Origin of the sequence: Alkalihalophilus lindianensis (genome assembly GCF_032843265.1) — a bacterium.
Classification (GTDB): Bacteria; Bacillota; Bacilli; order Bacillales; family Bacillaceae_D; genus Alkalihalophilus; species Alkalihalophilus lindianensis.
Window position 1 is genome coordinate 1 of sequence record NZ_JAWJBA010000765.1, and the last position, 249, is coordinate 249.

Annotated in this window: 1 protein-coding gene; it reads right to left on the bottom strand. The window is 41.8% G+C overall.

Going from position 1 to position 249, the window contains the following annotated elements; translation table 11 throughout:
• On the bottom strand, positions 1-249 hold a 249-nt coding region (locus tag RYX56_RS24240), incomplete at both ends, for a hypothetical protein (protein ID WP_317124368.1).

The following is a 249-nucleotide window of genomic DNA, read 5'->3' on the forward strand; positions in this document are numbered from 1 at the left end:
TTAACAGCCTCCCAGATTTCAATTTCCGAAAAAGGTTGTTCCAGCATTTCAGCCATTGCCATAGGAAGAACTTTAATTTTACTGCTTCTAAACTGTGCCCTGGAACTCAACGTTTCTACAAACTTTGCTTTAAAAAACGAAAGTGCTGCCTCTTTGATATCCTGGGGGTTCTCTACCCAGGTTCCATCACACGCGACACCTGCTATTGATTGTTTGGAGAGCCTTCTTTTGATAGAGGTGTGAAAAAAG